Origin of the sequence: Nonomuraea sp. LP-02, from assembly GCF_036289125.1 — a bacterium.
In the GTDB taxonomy this organism is placed as follows: domain Bacteria; phylum Actinomycetota; class Actinomycetes; order Streptosporangiales; family Streptosporangiaceae; genus Nonomuraea; species Nonomuraea bangladeshensis.
The window spans coordinates 3,848,690-3,865,268 of the sequence record NZ_JAXCLK010000001.1; the positions used below are offsets into that span (position 1 = coordinate 3,848,690).

General features: G+C 72.8%; 14 protein-coding genes and 1 pseudogene. 7 read left to right on the plus strand and 8 right to left on the minus strand.

The genetic code is table 11. The features are described from left to right. Nucleotides 1-100: 100 nt before the first annotated feature. Both SMD20_RS17855 and SMD20_RS17860 read right to left on the minus strand, forming a co-directional pair. Nucleotides 101-343 (minus strand): anti-sigma factor family protein, encoded by a 243-nt coding sequence (locus SMD20_RS17855; RefSeq protein ID WP_026214921.1) that lies wholly within the window; start codon nt 341-343, stop codon nt 101-103. 42 nt (nt 344-385) lie between these two features. Beyond that, nucleotides 386-1,036: an RNA polymerase sigma factor gene (locus SMD20_RS17860; protein ID WP_020545958.1), complete on the minus strand. Its 651-nt coding sequence runs from the start codon at nt 1,034-1,036 to the stop codon at nt 386-388. A 170-nt stretch (nt 1,037-1,206) separates the two neighbouring features. Between SMD20_RS17860 and SMD20_RS17865 the strand changes: the two genes are divergently transcribed. Continuing rightward, complete coding sequence (locus SMD20_RS17865; protein WP_329582210.1) at nt 1,207-1,740, plus strand: hypothetical protein; 534 nt, start codon at nt 1,207-1,209, stop codon at nt 1,738-1,740. 13 nt (nt 1,741-1,753) lie between these two features. On the opposite strand, the gene SMD20_RS17870 is transcribed toward SMD20_RS17865, so the two are convergent. Beyond that, nucleotides 1,754-2,713, minus strand: coding sequence for a MurR/RpiR family transcriptional regulator (locus SMD20_RS17870; protein WP_329582213.1), 960 nt, complete (start codon nt 2,711-2,713; stop codon nt 1,754-1,756). 133 nt (nt 2,714-2,846) lie between these two features. On the opposite strand from SMD20_RS17870, the gene SMD20_RS17875 reads away from it, so the two are divergent. From SMD20_RS17875 to SMD20_RS17890, 4 genes are all read left to right on the plus strand, one after another. Next, complete coding sequence (locus SMD20_RS17875) at nt 2,847-3,272, plus strand: GAF domain-containing protein (protein ID WP_020545955.1); 426 nt, start codon at nt 2,847-2,849, stop codon at nt 3,270-3,272. Next, a complete protein-coding gene (locus SMD20_RS17880; RefSeq protein WP_329582217.1) occupies nt 3,269-4,480 on the plus strand; it encodes a metal-dependent hydrolase family protein in 1,212 nt (403 codons plus the stop codon). The genes SMD20_RS17875 and SMD20_RS17880 overlap by 4 nt, the downstream gene beginning before the upstream one ends. A gap of 132 nt (nt 4,481-4,612) precedes the next feature. Continuing rightward, nucleotides 4,613-4,741: a hypothetical protein gene (locus SMD20_RS17885; RefSeq protein WP_020545953.1), complete on the plus strand. Its 129-nt coding sequence runs from the start codon at nt 4,613-4,615 to the stop codon at nt 4,739-4,741. Between the two features lie 232 nt (nt 4,742-4,973). Continuing rightward, nucleotides 4,974-7,877 (plus strand): helix-turn-helix transcriptional regulator, encoded by a 2,904-nt coding sequence (locus SMD20_RS17890; protein ID WP_329582223.1) that lies wholly within the window; start codon nt 4,974-4,976, stop codon nt 7,875-7,877. On the opposite strand, the gene SMD20_RS17895 is transcribed toward SMD20_RS17890, so the two are convergent. Beyond that, complete coding sequence (locus SMD20_RS17895) at nt 7,874-11,113, minus strand: M28 family peptidase (RefSeq protein WP_329582226.1); 3,240 nt, start codon at nt 11,111-11,113, stop codon at nt 7,874-7,876. The two genes, SMD20_RS17890 and SMD20_RS17895, sit on opposite strands and share 4 nt — an antisense overlap. A gap of 474 nt (nt 11,114-11,587) precedes the next feature. Between SMD20_RS17895 and SMD20_RS17900 the strand changes: the two genes are divergently transcribed. Further along, nucleotides 11,588-11,725 (plus strand): hypothetical protein, encoded by a 138-nt coding sequence (locus tag SMD20_RS17900; RefSeq protein ID WP_329582229.1) that lies wholly within the window; start codon nt 11,588-11,590, stop codon nt 11,723-11,725. Here the strand turns inward: SMD20_RS17900 and SMD20_RS17905 are convergent. The 3 genes from SMD20_RS17905 to SMD20_RS17915 all read right to left on the minus strand — a co-directional run bounded on the left by SMD20_RS17905 (nt 11,722) and on the right by SMD20_RS17915 (nt 14,713). Then, nucleotides 11,722-12,378, minus strand: coding sequence for a hypothetical protein (locus tag SMD20_RS17905; RefSeq protein ID WP_329582231.1), 657 nt, complete (start codon nt 12,376-12,378; stop codon nt 11,722-11,724). The two genes, SMD20_RS17900 and SMD20_RS17905, sit on opposite strands and share 4 nt — an antisense overlap. A 66-nt stretch (nt 12,379-12,444) precedes the next feature. Beyond that, nucleotides 12,445-13,593: a CaiB/BaiF CoA transferase family protein gene (locus SMD20_RS17910; RefSeq protein WP_329582234.1), complete on the minus strand. Its 1,149-nt coding sequence runs from the start codon at nt 13,591-13,593 to the stop codon at nt 12,445-12,447. Between the two features lie 52 nt (nt 13,594-13,645). Further along, nucleotides 13,646-14,713 (minus strand): C45 family peptidase, encoded by a 1,068-nt coding sequence (locus SMD20_RS17915; protein WP_329582237.1) that lies wholly within the window; start codon nt 14,711-14,713, stop codon nt 13,646-13,648. Between the two features lie 299 nt (nt 14,714-15,012). On the opposite strand from SMD20_RS17915, the pseudogene SMD20_RS17920 reads away from it, so the two are divergent. After that, nucleotides 15,013-15,992: pseudogene (locus SMD20_RS17920) on the plus strand (IS5 family transposase). Nucleotides 15,993-16,093: 101 nt separating this feature from the next. Here SMD20_RS17920 and SMD20_RS17925 read toward each other — a convergent pair. After that, a complete protein-coding gene (locus tag SMD20_RS17925; RefSeq protein ID WP_329582239.1) occupies nt 16,094-16,555 on the minus strand; it encodes a hypothetical protein in 462 nt (153 codons plus the stop codon). Between the last annotated feature and the right edge of the window lie 24 nt (nt 16,556-16,579).

Genomic DNA, 16,579 nt, shown 5'->3' on the forward strand with positions numbered 1-16,579 from the left:
GCGTGCGGCGGGCCTGGCGGTCATCGGGCTCCCCTCGCATGGCGCATGGAGCTACAGATCCGCGAGCCACGCGAACGTTACAGACGACCTTCCGGAAGTCTCAGGCCGACGGGCGCCGGGCCTTGAAGGCCGCCGTTAACCGGTCGCGGACGGGCCGCGAGAGCTGCTCCCGCGGCTGGTCGGCGAGAGCGCGCACGGTGGCGCGGTACTGGTCGAGGTAGCGGCCGCAGTCGGCGCAGCCGGCGAGATGGTCCTCGACGGCGGCGCGGCCGGGCTCGTCGAGCGCGTCGTCGAGGTAGGCGGTGACGACCTCGACCAGTTCGCCGCATGTGAACCGCTTCACGACGCTGCCCGCCTTACCCTCTGTGCCCATGAACCGTTTCACCTATTCTGCCGCCATCACCGACCGGAAGTAGCCCTCCAGCCGGTCCCGGACCACTGACCGGGCGCGGTGCAGCAGCACCCGCTGATTGGCCGGCGAGATGTCCAGGATGTCGCAAACCTCCTCGGACGTGCACCCCTCCACGTCGCGCAGCGTGATCACGATGCGCTGCCGGGGCGGCAGCTCGGCCAGCGCCTCGGCGATGATGCCGCGTGCCTCGGCGGCGAGCGCCTGGTTCTCCGGCGTCGGCCAGGCCGCGGGCGGCACCTTCCAGCTCCCCGGCAGACCGGCGTCCACGCCGTGGAAACGCGACGGGTCCACGCCCCGCCCGCCGTCGGATTCGAGCGCGCTCCACGGCAGCGTACGGCTCTCCCGCAGGCCGCGCTTCTTCGCGGCGTTGACCAGGATCCGGTAGACCCACGTACGCACCGACGAGCGGCCCTCGAAGTCGTCGATCGCGCCGATCACCGCCAGCCAGGTGTCCTGCACGACCTCCTCGGCCGAGTCGTCCGTGGAGACGTAGGATCGGGCGACCCGCAGCATGCCCCGCGACCAGGTGTCGAGCAACGCGGCGAACATCGCCTCGTCGCCCGCCCGCAGGGCCGTGACGATGACGTGGTCCGGGGGCAGCGCGCCGCCCGCGAAAGACGCCACGATCGTTTCCTCCCCGTTCCGACGCTCTTCGTCATCATCACATCCGGCCGCCGAAGATCGCACCGAGGGGTCGCTCAGCCGGCCACGTCCCGGGCTGGCCGGGCCCAGCGCGCCGGGTTACGTTGAGCGGGAGGCGTCCTACCTGCCATCTGCGAAGGAAGTGGTTCCCCATGCTCTACCTGTTCGGCTTCGAACAGATCGGCGTGGCCGTGAGTGACATCTACTTCGTCGATCCCAACCCGGAGCGGGGCCAGGAGGGCGCCGAGCGCGGCGTACGCCTGGAGCTGCGCCGGCTCGAACAGAGCGAGCTCAAGGGCTCCATCTACTCGGCGCGGCCGATCACCGTCGAGCGCCCGCTGTGGCGCGTGGACCTGCTGGAGTCGGTGTCCGGCACGCCCGGCAGCTTCGACCGCACCCACCACCACCCGGGCATGAACGGCTGGGAGCCGGGCCGGCGCGTGTTCGACCACGCGCTGTCGGCCGAACCGCTGAAGTGGCTCGCCGAGCGGCTGTCCGACCTGGAGGGCGTGCTGAAGGAGGTCGGCGCCGACCCGGGCGAGGCGACCCCGGCCGACGTGACCGGCCTGCGCGAACGCGCCCCGGAGATCGTCGAGGTCGTCGGACGGCTCCTGGACCGCGTCCGCGCCACCGCCGCCCCCGACGAGGCCACCACCGCCGCCAGCCTCCGCGCCAGCTGGCTCTGACCCCGTCGGCGCGTCAGAGGGCGGGCGGGGCCGGGTGGCGGTGGAGGAGGCCGAAGCGGGTCCACATGGACTCCGCGGCCTCGATCGCCGCCCCCGTACGTGCCGGGTCCACCGCCGCGAGCTGGGTGACCAGCGCCTGCGCCACGGCGATGCCGGCGGTCAGCGACGGGAAGAACGCCTCCCCCTCGGCCGGCACCAGCACCACCTCCTCGGCCGCGGCCGCCAGTGCCGGGCTGGCCGCGTCCGTCACGGCGAAGACACGCGCCCCGCGCGCCCGCGCCTCGTTGGCGGCCAGGATCGTGTTCTCGTACAGCCGCCAGAAGCTGACGGCGATGAGCACGTCGCCCTCGCCGACGGCGGCCATGGCGTTGGCCAGCTCGGAGCCGGCGGTGACGGCCCGCACGGGGTAGCCGGCGAGCCGGGCGTTGTGCGCGAGCGCCAGGCCGACGGCGGCGTAGCTGCCGTCGGCGACGATCGTGGTGCTCCGGGCGGCGGCGACGGCCTCGGCGATCGTGGCCAGCGCGCGCTCGTCGAGCCGCCGGTTGAGCACGGCGAGATTGTCGAGGTCGCGGCGGAGCGACCGCGTGCCGGGCGAGCCGGTGCCGTGGGGCTCGGCGGCAACCTGGCCGGCGCGGTGCTCGGCCGTGACCTGGCCGGCACGGTGCTCGGCGGCGACCTGGCCGGCGCGGTGCTCGGCGGCGACCTGGCCGGCGCTGAGCGAGGACAGGTAGCGGGCGCGCAGCTCCTGCTGCAGGGCGGGCCAGCCGGCGAAGCCGAGCGCCTGCGCGGTGCGGGTCACGGTGGCGACGTTGACGCCGGCGAGCTGGGCGAGCTCCCCCGCCGACCCGTACGAGGCCCGCCGCGGCTGCGACAGCAGCAGCTCCAGCACCGCGGCCGACTTGCCGCGCAGCCCGCGCTCCGGGGTGCGGCTCCGCAGCCAGCCTTCGAGATCGTCGGTGGCGCGCTCGCTCACGAGTTCCCTCTTCCCCGGCCTCCAGATCCGCCGATCATGCTACGCCCTCCGCCCGCGAGCAATATGCAAAGACCATTGCAATTGCACTGTTCTGCACTATAAATTGCTGCGCGATCGACAAGGAGGCGACGGGATGACGTTCGAGGAGCTGCAGGAACGCGTGCGCGACGAGGTCGGCGTGCGGCTGTTCACGGTGCTGGCCTGGATACCCGAGCGGCAGGCGCTGCGCCGGGTGCACACCAGCCACCCCGAGCAGTACCCGGTGGGCGGGGAGAAGAGCGTGGAGATCTCCCAGGGCTGGCTGGCCACGTGCATCGAGGGGCGCAGGCCCTACCTCGGGCCGGACCGGGCCGCGGTGCGCGGGATCTTCGCCGACCACGCCCTCATCGAGAGCCTGGGCTGCGGCGCGGTCATCAACGTGCCGGTGGTGGAGGGCGACGAGGTCGTCGGCGTGCTCAACCTGCTCGACGCCGAGGGCGCCTACGACGACGCGTCCGTCGCCGCGGCCGAGAAGCTGGCGCCGCTGGCCGTCCCCGCCCTGCGGGACGCCGTCCGTTGAGCCTGCTGCTGAGGAACGTCCGCGTCCTCGACGTCGAGACCGGCGAGTACGCCGAGGGCGACCTGCGCTGCGCCGACGGCCGCGTCGCCGAGACGGGCACCGGCCTGCGCGCCCCCGACGGGACGCGGGTGATCGACGGCGCGGGCGCGTACGTGGTGCCGGGCCTCATCGACGCCCACGTGCACGTCACGGCGTTGACCGCGGACCTCGGCGCGCTGCCCGCCATGTCCCCGTCGTACGTGACCGCGCACGCCGCCCGCATCATGGGCGAGACGCTGGCCCGGGGCTTCACCACCGTACGCGACAACTCCGGCGCCGACTTCGGGCTGGCCGACGCGCAGGCGGAAGGGCTCATCCGGGGCCCGCGGCTGCTGTTCTGCGGCAAGGCGCTGAGCCAGACCGGCGGCCACGCCGACTTCCGCGGCCGGGGCGAGCACCTGACGGACGACCACCCGTGCTGCGCGGGCGTCGGCCGCATCGCCGACGGCGTCGCCGCGGTCCGCGCCGCCGCCCGCGACGAGCTGCGCAAGGGCGCCGGCCACGTCAAGGTCATGGCCTCCGGCGGCGTGGCCTCGCCGACCGACCGCATCGACTCGACGCAGTACTCGATGGAGGAGCTGCGCGCGATCGTCGAGGAGGCCGAGGCCGCCAACCGGTACGTGGCCGCCCACGCCTACACCGCCCGCGCCGTGAACCGGGCGCTGGAGGCCGGGGTGCGCTCGATCGAGCACGGCAACCTCATCGACGACCGCAGCGTGGAGCTGTTCCTGGAGCGGGAGGCGTTCCTGGTGCCGACGCTGGTGACGTACTGGGCGCTGAAGGAGGAGGGCCGCGCGTTCGGGCTGTCGGCGACGAGCTGGCACAAGGTGGACGCGGTGCTGGAGGCCGGGCTGACCGCGCTGGAGCGGGCCGCGCGAGGCGGCGTCAAACTGGTCTACGGCACGGACCTGCTCGGCGGCATGCAGCGGCACCAGAACCACGAGTTCCGGCTGCGCCGGGAGGTGCAGAGCCCGCTCGACGTGCTGCGGGCGGCGACCACGGGCGCGGCCGAGCTGGTGGGGATGGCGGGCGAGATCGGCACCCTGGCCGTGGGCGCGCACGCCGACCTGCTGGTGCTCGGCGCCGACCCGCTGGAGGACGTCGGCGTGCTGGCCGAGCCCGCCCGCCACCTGCGCCACGTGGTGCAGGCGGGCGACGTGGTCGCCTGACCGGCGGCGGCGGCTGATCCACCTGCCCGGCCTCGGGCCGGTGCCGCCGGCGGGCACGGTGCTCCCCGGCGCCCGCGACGTCTCCTTCACCACGCGCGACGGCCTGCGGCTGTCCGCCTGGTACGTGCCGCCGTGCTGGCCAACCAGGTCGCGACCGGCATCGCCGAGGGCCTCGCCAAGATGGGCGTCGACCCGGCCAAGGCGGCCGCGAGCGGCAGCGGCACGCTGAACATCGCGACGCCACCGGCCACATCTTCCTGATCTCGGCGGGCATCGCCGTGGCCGGCGTGCGCCACCCTGTTCCTCAAGCCGGCCAAGCTCCGCGACAGCGCGGACCTGGCCGAGACGCCGGAGCCGACCGGCGGCAAGGCGCCCGTCGCCCCCTGACCGACGGGGTGGCCTCCGGCGGCATTGAGGGTTGACCACCCCTGACCCGTGGTGGATAACAGTATTCCGACAGGGGGAGTCAACCTGCACTCTTACGGAGACCCCGATGACACGCCTCGCTTCTCCTGGCCTGATCGGACGTGACGCCCAGTTACACGTGCTCCTCGACGCCATCAGCGGTCCGCCGGCCGTCATCCTCGTACAGGGCGAGGCGGGAATCGGGAAGACCCGGCTGGTCAGGGTCGCGCTCGGCCTCCTGCCTGGAGGAGAGCACACGGTCCTGATCGGCCACTGTCACCAGATCCGCGAGCCGTTCCCGTACGGGCCGGTGTTCGACGCGCTGCGTCACGTCGCGGGGGCGCTGCCGGAGACGGCCACGCTCAACCCGGTCACCGGCGCGCTCCGCGGCTACCTGCCCGAGCTCGCCGGCCATCTGCCGCCCGCGCCCTCGCCGCCGCCGCTCGACGACCCGCGCGCCGAGCGGCACCGCCTGTTCCGCGCCGTGCACGCGCTGCTGGCCGCGGCCGGGCCCGTGGTGCTCGTGGTCGAGGACCTCCACTGGGCCGACGACGGCACCCGCGACCTGCTGCGCTTCCTCACCGACCAGCCGCCCCCAGGGCTGGCGCTCGTGGTGACGTTCCGCAGGGAGGGGCTGCCGGTGCCGGGGCTGCCGTTCGGGCACGCCTACCGGCGGCCGGCGGGGGTGCGCAGCGAGGTGATCACGCTCACGCCGCTCGACGTCGAAGGGGTGCGCAACCTGACCCGCGCGCTGCTCGGCCGGTCGACGCTGACGTCCGACTTCGTCACGAAGCTGCGCGACCGCACGGCGGGGGTGCCGTTCGTGATCGAGGAGGTGGTGCGCTCGTTGCTCGACGACGAGGGCCAGTTGGTCGGCGGCGAGGAGGAGCCCGAGGTCCTGGAGCGCATGGCGGTGCCGCCGCTGCTGCGCGAGGCGATGGCCGAGCAGCTCACCGGGCTCTCGCCCGCCGCACTGCACGCGGTGCACGCCGCCGCGGTGCTGGGCCTCGCCGCCGACGAGCAGCTCATCGCCGCCGTCTCGGGCCACCCGGCCGGTGACGGGCTGAGCCAGGCGCTCAAGGCGGGCGTCCTGCTCGAACACGAGGACGGCCAGTACGGCTTCCGCCACTCCCTCGCCCAGCAGGCCGTCTACGAGGCGATCCCCGGCCCCGACCGGCGGCTCACGCACCAGCGGGCCGTGACCGCGCTGTCGGCGCTCGACCCGCCGCCGCTCGTCCAGCTCGCCTACCACGCCAGGCGGGCGGGCGACTTCGCCGCCTGGCAGCGGCACGGCCCGGCCGCCGCCGACCGCGCCGCCGCGATCGGCGACATCCCGCTCGCGGTCGAGGTGCTGGCCGGGATGCTCGCCGACCCCAAGCTGCCGCACGACGTGCGCGGCCCGCTCGCGCTGCGGCTCAGCCGCGTCGCCGCGATCGGGCTGTCCTACCGGCGCGTGGTGCGCTCCCTGCGCCACCTGCTGGCCGAGGACTTCCTGTCCCGGCACGTACGCGGCGAGGCCCGGCTCAACCTGGGCGTGCTGCTGTCCAACCAGGCCGGCGCGGTCGCCGCGGGACGCCAGGAGATCCTGCTCGCGCTCCCCGACCTGCACGACCGGCCGAGCCTCGCGGCCCGCGGCCTCGCCCTGCTGGCGATGCCGCCCTGGGGCGACGAACCGCTCGCCACGCACGAGGAGTGGATGAACCAGGCCGAGAAGCTGCTCGCCACGGTCGAGGACCAGGACCCCGAGCTGACCGCCGCCGTGCACGCCAACAAGGTGAGCCTCGCCATGATGCTCGGCTCGCCGGACGCGCTCGAGCTGGCCGCGGCCCTGCCCGCCAACGACCCGTCGGCGGCCGTGCGCAGACAGGTGGCGCGCGGCTACTCCAACCTGTTCGACGCGGCCATCGGGCTCGGCCACTACGCGGCGGCCGAGCGCTTCGCCGACCAGAGCAGGCGGATCGCCGAGGAGACGGGCGCGCTGTACCCGGAGTTCCTGGTGGAGCTGTCGTCGATCAGGCTCGACCTGCTGACCGGGCACTGGGAGGGGCTGCGGGAACGGGCCGTCACGGCGGTCGAGATGACGCCGGATGCGCCGCTGCTCGCCTCCGACGCCCGGCTCGCGCTCGGCATGCTGGCCCTCGCGCGGGGCGAGTGGGAGGAGGCCATCGAGCACCTGGTCGCGGCCGGGGTGAACGACGTCGAGTCCGGGTTCCTGCCGGTCGCGGCCTTCGCCTCCGGCGGCCTGATCGAGCTGCACCTGACCCGCGACTGCCTGGACGAGGCCCTCGCCGAGGCCGACCGCGCGGTGGCCAGGCTGCGGCGCAAGGGCATGTGGGTGTGGGGCGACCAGCTCGTCCCGCCCGCCGTCGAGGCGCTGCTCAAGGCCGGGCGGACGGGCGAGGCGGCCGACCTGGTGGCCGAGTTCGGGGCGGGCATCGAGGGCAGGGACGCGCCCTCCGCGCACGCCGGCCTCGCCACCGCGAGGGGCGCGATCGCCCGCGCCGGGGGCGGGCACGAGGAGGCGGCCCGGTGCTACGCCGGGGCGCGGGCGGCGTACGAGGCGATGCCGCGGCCCTACAGCGTGGCGCGGGCGTCCGAGGCGGAGGCGGGCGCGCGGCTGGCGATGGGCGACCGGGCACGGGCGGCCGACCTGATCGCGGACGCCTGCGAGCGGTACGCCGGGCTCGGCGCGACCCACGACGCGGCCCGCTGCCGCCACCTGCTGCGCGAGATCGGGCCCGGGAGCGCGCCCCGCCGGGGCAGGAAGGGCAGGAGCGGCGTGCTGTCGCCGAGGGAGGCCGAGGTGGCCAGGCTCGTCGCGCTCGGCCGGACCAACAGGGAGATCGCCGAGGTGCTGTTCCTGTCGCGGCGGACGGTGGACACGCATGTCGCGCGGGTGCTGCAGAAGCTCGGCGTACGCACCCGCAACGACGTGAAGGAGCCCCGGCCGGACCACCGGCCGGGGCCCACGTCCCCCGAGTCCGGCGGTTAGACGGTGATGCTCCAGGAGTCCAGGTAGCCGGTGTCACCGGCGTAGACGTCCTCGATGTCGAGCACCCAGGTGCCGGCCGCCTGCTGGCTCACCGGGACCGAGAAGGTCCTGGTGCCGTAGTCGGTGCAGATGGTGCCGCCGTAGGCGTCGACCACGTACCACGTGCCGTTCGGGCCGCGGAGCCAGATGTCCAGGTCCTCGGCGCAGGTGTGGTTGATCGTGATGGACACCTGGACAGGGGAGGTCGCGGCGCCCGTCGCGGTGGACGTGATCGAGCTCTGGGTGTTGGCGAAGTCGTTGATGCGGTAGTCGGTGTCGTTGGTGAACGTCCGGCCGCCCGAGGTGCCCTGGACGGTCAGGTTGTACGTCGTGGTGTGCGACGTCGTCTCGCCCGTGCCGGTCACGGTGATCGCGTAGGCGCCCGCGGGGGTGGTGGGCGAGGTCGCGATCGTCAGCGTGGACGAGCCGCCCGACGTGATGCCGGCCGGGTTGAAGCTGGCCGTGGCGCCGGTCGGCAGGCCGCTCGCGGACAGGTTCACCGTCTGGGCGGTCCCGTTCGTGGTGGTCGAGCCGATCGTCGTCGTGGCCGTGGCGCCGGCCTGCACGGTGCCCGAGCCGGGGTTCGCCGAGAGCGAGAAGTCACGCGGCTGCGTGGTGCCGCCGACCGCCTGCTTCCAGATCGCGTAGATGGCCGCGTCGGCCGCCCGGTCGAGGATCGTGTCGTTGATGTTGGACGTGGTGTCGCACGAGGAGTGGTAGCAGGAGTCGTACGCCCGGCCGGACGTGCCGCCCCACTTGGACGCCTGCGCCGACGTCTTGGTCGCGCTCGCGCCCGCCGCGACACCCGAGCTCGGGATGCCGGCGTTGCGGAAGGAGGCGTCGTCGGAGCGGTTGGCGCCCTCGGTGTTCTCCTCGGGCTGCAGGTTCAGCTTGTCGTAGAACTCCTTCAGGTAGGAGGCGCCCGTGGTGGTGATGTTGTTGATGAAGTAACCGCCGTTGGGCGAGCCGGTCATGTCGTAGTTGTAGTAGACCTTGATCTTCGACCGCTCGGTGGAGCTGAGCGAGGCGACGTACGCCTCGGAGCCGTTGAGCCCCTGCTCCTCGTCGGTCCACCAGCCGAACCTCACGTGCTTGGTGAGCGTGGGGTTCTTCTGGGCCAGCGTCAGCGCGACCTCCAGCAGGTTGGCCGAGCCGGAGCCGTTGTCGTTGATGCCGGGTCCCGCGGACACGCTGTCCAGGTGGGCGCCGGACATGATGACCTGGTTGGCGTCGCCGCCCGGCCAGTCGGCGATCAGGTTCGGGCCCGCGCCGCTGGTGCAGTAGGAGACGCTGCAGCTCTGCCTGACCACGGTGTACCCGGCCGCCTGCAGCTTCTGCTCGATGTACGAGACCGACTGGAGGTAGCCCTGGCCCGTGGACCTGCGGGTGCCGCCGTTGCTGGTGGCGATGCTCTGGAGCTGCGACAGGTGCGCCTTGACGTTGGTGACGCTGACGTCAGGAACCTGGTCGGTGGGGCCGCCGGTGCCGACCGTCAGCGAGTAGGTCGCGCTGTGCGTGGTCGAGCCGGTGCCCGTGACCGTGATCTGGTACGTGCCCTGAGCCGTCGAGGAGCCGACGTTCAGCGTCAGCGTCGAGGAGTTGCCGGAGGTCACCGACGAGGGGTTGAAGCTCGCGGTGGTCCCGCTCGGCAGCCCGGAGGCGGTCAGGTTGACCGCCTGGGCGCTGCCCGAGGTGGTCTGGGTGCCGACCGTGACCGTCGCGGTGCCGCCGGGCTGCGCGTTGCCCGAGGTCGGGTTGAGCGACAGCGAGAAGTCGGGCTGGGCGGTGCCGCAGGCGGGCTCGCCGGAGGCCGCCGCCACGCTGACCGCGCTCCAGGCCGCCTTGGTGCTGTTGCACTCGGCGCTGTTGGCGCCGTACAGCTCGATGGCCGCGGCCACGGAGGCCGCCCTGATGTTGGTGTAACGCCAGGACGACGTCTTCCGGTTGAGGGCGCCCATGTAGATCTTGCCGGCCTTCTGGATGCTGATGCCGGTCACCGACGACGGGCCGCCGGAGCAGATCGGGCTGGACGGCTTGCCGCCGCCGGGGTTGTTGCCCTCGGCCAGCAGGTAGAACCAGTGGTTCAGCGGGCCGGCCGCCGAGTGCACCTCGGTGTTGGGGATGGAGGAGGAGTAGCAGTTCGGGTCACCGAGCGCGCCCGGGTTGTACATGTTGCGGATCGGGCCCTGCCCGACGAGGTTGACCTCCTCGCCCACCAGGTAGTCCGGCGGGTCGTTCGGGTTGTTGGCGTAGGCCTCGGTGAGCGCGCCGAAGATGTCGCCGGTGCCCTCGTTGATGCCGCCGTTCTCGTTGCCCGACCCGGCCCCGCCGGGGGTGGTCTGGAAGATCGCGTGGCCGAACTCGTGGGCCACGACGTCGATCGGGGTGGCCTGCTGGGTGTTGGCCTGGTTGTGGCCGAAGTTCGTGTAGCTGCCGTTCCAGTACGCGTTGACGTCGTTCAGGCCGACGCGGGCGGGGAAGCCCCTGCCGCTGCCGTTGATGCCGTTGCGGCCGAGCCAGTCCCTGAGCATGTCCCACTCGCGCTGGACGCTGTACAGCGCGTCCACGCAGGCGGTCTCCAGGTTGGTGCCCTGGCCGTTGCCCCACGCGTCATCGGTACCGGTGTACGCAGTGCCGCCCTGCCCGCCGCACTGGATACCCGGCCTGGTGGTGTCGGTCATCGAGTACGAGCTGCCCGAGCCGCTCGTGTTGATCGTGACCTGTCCGTTGTAGAAGCCGTTGCCGCTGCCCTCGCGTACGAGCTCGACCGCGTCGGCGACCTTGCCGGTGCGGGCGTCGACGTACACGTTCTGGACGCTCGGCTTGCCGTTCGCGAGGCCGCTGACCTTGGCCTCCCACGCGAGCGTGGGCTGCTCGCCCCAGGCGAGCACGACCAGGCGCGGGGCGGCGCTGTCGTCCACGCGCGAGAGCCTGGACTTGGCCACGGCCGTGGCCTTGGCCGCGCTGATCGTGGCCTTGGTCGGCACGTCGCGGGAGATCGGGCCGGTGGCGGCGACGGTGTCCCTGACGTGGCCCGCCGCGTCGGTGACGACGACGGCGTCGCCGCCGACCATGGGCAGCCCCTTGTAGGTGCGCTCATAGGCGACGTAGAACATCTCGCTCGAACCGGGGGTGACGGCGACGCGGCTGTAGGCCTCGTCGGGCCCTCTGCGCAGCTCGTCGAGCCCGCTCGACACTGCCTTGTCTGCGACTGCTGCCGCGAGCGACGCGGGGTCTGCCGCCGCACGCGCGGACGCGCCGCTGTCCTGGCCCCGGGTGGCCCCGGGAGGCGCGGCGCTCGCGGGTGACGCTTGCAGCGTCAGGGTCGCGGCCGTGGCTAAGCCGGCGACCGCCGCGAGTAAGGCTTGGCGTTTCACGCTGTGGTGCTCCTTTCGGCGTTCTCCCTCCGGCCGTTGCCGCCTTGTGGGCGCACGCGGGCCACCGCGCGGTCAGGGGTCTCCTGGGTCGCGGGGGATGAGGGAAAGTGGGGGGGTGATAAAGGGAGACGGATTAGCATGCGGACCGTTTCGCCTTGTTGTCGCCAGACGCTAAGCGCTCGTTCATCGCGGGAAAATACGTATGTTCATCGGTAGGCATACCGACATTTGTGTTACCGCTGGTCACACCCATCCGTACTCGGGTAGTGCGTACGATGCTCGACAATCGGCGTCATGCAGTTCGGCATCCTGGGGCCGCTGGAGGTGCGTCCGGCCGGAGGCCCCGCGCTCGCCTACTGGCCGGCCCGGCGCGTGCGCCGGCGGCGACATCGAGATCAGGCGCGGCGCGCGGTGCTGGACCTGGCCCGCTAGTCGCGGGTGAGGGTGCCCGTGGCGGGCGGCGCGGGCTGGTTGACGAACCCCTGGGGGAACTGGGCGGCGATCAGCTCGTAGCGCAGGTCGCCGTCGTCGTCCAGGGTCAGCTTCACGTCCGCGAGGCTGGAGCAGCCGCCCCCGTCGTACGTCGTCTTCAGCCGCAGCACGATCGGCCCGCCGCCGGCCTCCAGCCAGAGCGCGCCACGGCACGTGTCGCCCTGGGCGCTGAACTGGCCGACCATCCCGCCCAGGGAGCCGGCGGAGATGGTCAGGGTCGTGCTGTAGGAGCCCTGGAGTGGCGGACGCCAGTCGACCTGGCCGCTCCAGGAGCCCCGGTAGTCCTCCGGCACGGCGAGCGCGGGGTCGGGGCCGGGCGGCGTGGTCTCCGGCGGATCGTCCACGGCCGGCGTGTCGTCCACGGATGGGGTGTCGTCCACGGGCGGCGGATCCTCGTCGGACGGGGTCACGCTCGTCACCACCGCGGAATCCGTCGGCGACGGGGTCGGCTCGGGGTCGTCGAACCGGCTGACCACCACCGGGATGATGGCCGCGAGGATCGCCGCGCAGGCGCCGATGACCGCGACGACGATCTGGACGCGATGGTCCTTCTTGGGCGGTGGGGGCACCGAGGGCGCTGGGGGCACTGTCACGTTCCAAACCGTCCGTCCCGGAGACCGCGCCGATTATGGAGAACATCCTTCGACGCGCCCCCGGCGTTACTCCCGGCCCTGATCGCCCTCCAGGAGCGCGCGCACCCACGCCTCGTCCGCGCCCAGAGCGGGCGGGCGGCGGCGGTAGGAGGGCGGGGTCTCGGCGAGGCGGATGGGGTTCGCGACTTGGCCGACGCCGTCGAGGTCCACGGCGGGCTCCAGGCCGAGGTCCGCGGCGAGCGCGAACGCGGCGGACAGGTCGTTGATCGGCCCGCACGGCACGCCGGCGGCCGTGAGCAGCTCGAACCAGGCGTCCGCCGGCCGGCCGCGCAGCGCGGCGTTGAGCTCGTCCACCAGATCGGCGCGGGCGGTGACGCGGCCGGCGTTGGTGGCGTAGCGGGGGTCGGCGGCCAGGTCGGGGCGGCCGAGCACGTGGCAGAGTGCCTGGAACTGGCGGTCGTTCCCCGCGGCGATGACGAGCGGCCGGTCGGCGGTCTCGAACACCTCGTACGGAACGATGCTCGGATGCCGGTTGCCCATCGCCCGCGGCACCACGCCGGCGGCGGCGTACGCGGAGGCGTGGTTGGTGAGCGCCGACAGCAGCGACGACAGGAGCGAGACCTCGACGCGCTGCCCCTCCCCCGTACGCTCGCGGTGACGCAGGGCGGCCATGACGCCGAGCGCGGCGTGCAGGCCGGTGATCACGTCCACCAGCGCCACGCCCGCCTTCGTGCCGGGGCCGTCCGGGTCGCCGGTGACGCTCATCAGGCCGCCGACGGCCTGCGCGATGAGGTCGTACCCGGGCAGTCCGGCCCCGGCGCCGGAGCCGAAGCCGGTGATCGAGCAGTAGACGAGCCCGGGATTGAGCTCGCGCAGCGCGTCGTAGCCGAGGCCGAGCCGGTCCATCGTGCCGGGGCGGAAGTTCTCCACCAGGACGTCCGCGCGGGCCGCGAGCGCCCGCGCCACCTCGGCGTCCGCCCGCAGGTCGAGCGCGATGGAGCGCTTGTTGCGGTTGACGCCCAGGAAGTACGTGGCCTCGCCGCCCGGCCCGTACGGCGGCCCCCACTCGCGGGTGTCGTCCCCGGCGCCCGGCCGTTCCACCTTGACGACCTCGGCCCCGAGGTCGGCCAGCAGCATCGTGGCGTACGGGCCGGCCAGCACCCGGCTGAAATCGGCCACCAGCAGCCCGTCGAGGGCGCCCTCCGGAACATTCATCGTCAACGCACCCTAACCGGAGCGCACCGCCCGGTTCGTACCGGGGCACCCGCTAGAAGACCTGCCAGGTCTCCTCCGCCACCCGGCACGGGCCGCCCCGGTGCACCCGCAGCCGCGCGGCGGGCAGGTCGAGCGCGATCGTGGCGAGCGTCTCCCACCGCTGGTGAATCGGCTGGGTCAGGTCGGGGTGGGCGCAGACGGGGGCGTGACCGGGTGCGTGGCCGAGCATGGCGCGGGCGCGGGCGGTCGGGTCCGCCGCGCTCAGCTCCGCGACGTGCGCGCTGAGATGCCGCAGCCGCTCGTACGTGGTGGGCCGGTCGCTGGAGTGCCGCTCCTCCTCCGCGAGGGCCGCGTCGAGGAAGTGGTTGCAGTGCTGCAGGACGCCGTCCGGGCCGCTCGGCACGACGGCGACCCCGGCCGGGGACATCTCGATCGAGGCCGCGGCCCGCGCCGTGACGACGGTGATGACGGTCGAGGCCGAGACCGTGGCCGAACGGGCGAGGGCGGCGGCCTCCTCGACGGTGGCGGCCTCGTCCAGGATGCGGCGGGCGATCAGGTGCACCGGCACGCCGATGCCGTCATGGTCGGAGCGGTGACGCAGGAGGTTGAAGTGGATGCCGAGCCCGGCCGTGTTCACCCCGATCTTGGCCAGCGCCCCGGCCTCGGTGAACGTACGCACCACGTGCCCGGCGAACGGCTCCAGCTCCCACAGCATGGGCGCGTCGCGCAGGTGGTCGTGCCAGTCCCAGGTCTGGACGGTCCGCGGCGCGCCGCCGGAGCCGGGCAGCACGACGGAGGTCGAGCACTCCCCCTCGCCGGTCGCGTCCACAGCCGCCAGGATCTCCGTACGGGCGTTGATCACGGCCACCTGCCACGGCTCCAGCCCTGCGCCGGAAGCGATCCCGGCGATCTCCTCGGCCAGCCGCGGCGCCCAGGCCGCGCTGCTGTCGAGCGCCCGCTCACCCCACGCCCGAACCCGCGACGCCCGCGCCCCGGCGGCGGCGAACAGGTCGGCGTAGCCGGCGAAGTTGGCGGCGACGGCCGCGCGCCGGGCCGCGCCGAGCTCCTTGCCGCGGGCGCGGGGGTCGAGCTCGGTGGAGACGAACGTGGGAAAGGTCATGAAAGGTCCATCAGGTCGGGCGAGCCGGGGGGCGGTCGGCGGTGAACGCCAAGGCCAGTACCCCGTGCGGCGGCCTGGCAACCTCGCGTCACCCTGACCCCAATCAGACACACCCGGAACAAGTGTACGGGCGTCGCCGGACTCGGCTCTGGATCACCCTTGAAGCGAGCCAAGCGCTGCAGGTGCAGGACGAGCACGGGCGCACGTTCACAGCACCGCTGGGCGCCTAGAGCCCGTACGGAGTTGAGATCAGTGAGATCGCCTGCGCCGCAGTCGGCGATCCTGGTAGGCCATCGGGCATGGCGCGTGGAGAACTCACCGACGAGGAATGGGCTCTGATCGAGCCTCACCTGCCGTTGGGCGAGCGGGGCCCGATCCCGAACCTGCGGCAGCAGTTCAACGCGGTGATGTGGCGGTTTCGCACCGGCAGCCCGTGGCGGGACATGCCGCCCGAGTACGGGCCCTGGTCCACCACCTACGACCGGTTCCGCGCCTGGGCGGTGGCCGGCGTGTTCGAGCGGCTGATGCAGGCGATGATCGCCGAAGCCGCGGCTCGCGGGCAGGCCGACCTCGACCTGGTCAGCGTGGACTCCACCACCGCTCGCGCGCACCACCACGCCGCAGGGATGGTCTTGAACGGTGAGCTGGCGGCAGCGCTCGAAGAAGCCACCGAACGGGAAAAGGGGCTGCGTCAAAGGGGCAAAACGCCCGCGACGGCGCCCCCGGCGACGACGGGGACGGCCGACGACGGCTGCGCCGCCGGCACCGGTTCCGGCTGACCGCCGCCGGGCTGGGCCGCTCGCGGGGCGGGCTGAGCAGCAAGGTGCATCTTGCGGCCGACCTTCGCTGCCGCCCGCTGGCCTTCGTCCTGACCCCGGGCCAAGCCGGAGACAGCCCACAGTTCCGCGCCGTGCTGGAGCGCATCAAGATCCGCCTGCCCGTCGGCCGTCCGCGCACCAGGCCGGGAGCAGTGGCCGCCGATAAGGCGTACTCCTCCCGCGGCAACCGCGCCTACCTGCGTCGGCGCGGGATCAAGACGGTCATCCCGGAGAAGACCGACCAGGCGGCCAACCGCAAGAAACAGGGCTCTCGCGGTGGTCGTCCGGTCGGTCATGATGCCGAGCTCTACAAACAGCGCAACACGGCAGAACGGTGCATCAACCGCATGAAGGAGTGGCGTGGGCTGGCCTTCCGGTTCGACAAGACGTCCGACAGCTATCTGGCTGGCCTCCACCTACGTGGAGCCGTCTTATGGATTCGAAGCCTCCGACCGGCCTGAAGATCCGAACCTCGTACAGGCTCTAGGACGGCGCCTGCTGCTTCTCCTGCCGGCGCCGTCCATCTATCCGGACGTCGAGCGTGAGCCGTTCGTCTGGCCGCTCACTGCACGATCTTGGCGAGCGCGTCCTCGAACGCCTTCGCATCGGTGGGCGTGATGTGCTTCGACACCCGCACCACGACGTTCCCGGCGATGTAGGTGTATTCGGCGAGCATCGGCGCGGTGGCGACGGCCTTGATGTACTCGGCGCGCTTCTCGGCGGTGCCCGCGTCGTCGAACACCTCGACTCCGCCTCCCAGGCCGACGTCTCCCTTGTCGCCGGCAACTTGGGAGGCGTCGATACGGGAGTCGGTGAAGGCGGCCTTGGAGGTGTAACCGTTTGGCCGGCCGAGCAGGTGGTTTGGGTCGGTGCTCTCGTCGTAGGCGACGCTCAGCTTGACCGGGAGCCCCTGTTCGGCGAGAGCGGTCACGATAGCGGCGGCGTCCTTGTCCGTGGTGCTGCTGGCGCACGCCGCCAGGAGGGCGGCGAGCGTAAGGACGACGGCGGTTCGAAGGAGGCGCATGGGTTCTCCGTGTCAATTGGTGGT

What these genes read in the sequence shown, in the direction of transcription:
- SMD20_RS17865 (WP_329582210.1), top strand. Translation starts at nt 1,207, where the DNA reads ATGCTCTACCTGTTCGGCTTCGAACAGATCGGCGTGGCCGTGAGTGAC.
- SMD20_RS17875 (WP_020545955.1), top strand. Translation starts at nt 2,847, where the DNA reads ATGACGTTCGAGGAGCTGCAGGAACGCGTGCGCGACGAGGTCGGCGTG.
- SMD20_RS17890 (WP_329582223.1), top strand. Translation starts at nt 4,974, where the DNA reads ATGACACGCCTCGCTTCTCCTGGCCTGATCGGACGTGACGCCCAGTTA.
- SMD20_RS17900 (WP_329582229.1), top strand. Translation starts at nt 11,588, where the DNA reads ATGCAGTTCGGCATCCTGGGGCCGCTGGAGGTGCGTCCGGCCGGAGGC.
- SMD20_RS17910 (WP_329582234.1), bottom strand. Translation starts at nt 13,593, where the DNA reads ATGAATGTTCCGGAGGGCGCCCTCGACGGGCTGCTGGTGGCCGATTTC.
- SMD20_RS17915 (WP_329582237.1), bottom strand. Translation starts at nt 14,713, where the DNA reads ATGACCTTTCCCACGTTCGTCTCCACCGAGCTCGACCCCCGCGCCCGC.
- SMD20_RS17925 (WP_329582239.1), bottom strand. Translation starts at nt 16,555, where the DNA reads ATGCGCCTCCTTCGAACCGCCGTCGTCCTTACGCTCGCCGCCCTCCTG.